Below are 1,229 nucleotides of genomic sequence, written 5' to 3' on the forward strand. Positions count from 1 at the left end.
ACGGATCACTCTGTCCTAACCATCTTGTCACGTCTAGGCGATCATAGTACGATATCTCTTCTCGGCGATGTCGTTCAAAGAGATCTGTCTAAGAGATATGGAGGTGACGGCTTGAGCGATGCAAGGTCTAGACTACATCACCTTGAGGGGTTTGTAGGCTGCGTAGAATTTGGTATGGACGATATTGTCCGTTCAGATTTTGTACGAGAAGTAATCAAGTCTTATTCCGACCTATACGAGGCGAAGTAACACCGGGATTTTGTAGACTAGAGGGAAAGAAAAGGCCCGCTGAAAACATCCAACGATCAACACACTGGTTGGGTGAAAAGGGCCCCCTTGTCCAGTTTGGAATCTCGCATGCAGCGAGAAAGGCTAAGCAAAAGACGAGCTCGGCTATTAAAAAAGCGCTACTTTCGAATATATTCTTAGACATAGTTAGGTATCCCTCTACCCTGCTTTCAACGTTGAAAGCTTATTAGGAATAGTAACGTACGATTTATGGCGACCAGAGTCAGCGGAGACCTTGGTTTAACTGGACAACCTTTGATAAGGAGGTTGAGAAAAGAAGCACCGGGGAAGAGTGGCAGAGCGAGATTTATTGGTTTAAGGAGATCTTCCGCTCTATCTGACGTTGAAGACAGAGGAGAAAGTCTCAATAACATACTGCGTAAGATAAGTATAACTGAAAGCGCTGAAACAAATCAGTATGGCGGCCCCTATGACGCGTTAGATTGGAACGTTACTTCGGACTTCGTCGATGAGGGGATTGACAGGAGTTTTCTTAGCAGACTGGCTGGTGCCAGCGTAGGAGGGGGTAGTCTAGGGAGTACGGTTTCTATAACTCCGAGGATTAGGATTCAAGACAGGATAAACTTTCTCGACTCTTTCTACGGAAATGGAACGTACCCAGGGTTGCATAGCGGACCCAGTGCTCAGTTTTACAAACCCCCGGTTACCCCTCAACATATCGGGTTTATCAAATTCTCCTTTAACTCGGACACCGGAGCGGTTACCGTGTCTGAGTCTGAGCTTAAAGATACGGACGGGACTACTAATCTCTCCGAATCTGCAATTCTGGGGACAGAATCCGCTGTCATCCTGGATCTCGATCAGTACGAGACTGCTGACGGTCTGACTATTAATCTTAGTGGATTGGGGATATCTCTGAGGCTGACATCGCCTACCTCGTGGACAGTAGAAGGAGCTAGCGCGATTAGTAAATTGTCGGG

At 46.9% G+C, this 1,229-nt stretch carries 2 protein-coding genes; both read left to right on the forward strand.

The window, feature by feature from the left end:
* Nucleotides 1-249, forward strand: a 249-nt coding sequence (locus EBR25_14165) for a hypothetical protein (GenBank protein ID NBW42115.1), incomplete at its 5' end; no start/stop codon positions are given.
* A gap of 249 nt (nt 250-498) precedes the next feature.
* Nucleotides 499-1,229 (forward strand): hypothetical protein (locus EBR25_14170; GenBank protein NBW42116.1); only part of this gene is annotated, 731 nt, incomplete at its 3' end.

The sequence above is a fragment of the bacterium genome (assembly GCA_009926305.1).
Classification (GTDB): Bacteria; Bdellovibrionota_C; UBA2361; order UBA2361; family RFPC01; genus RFPC01.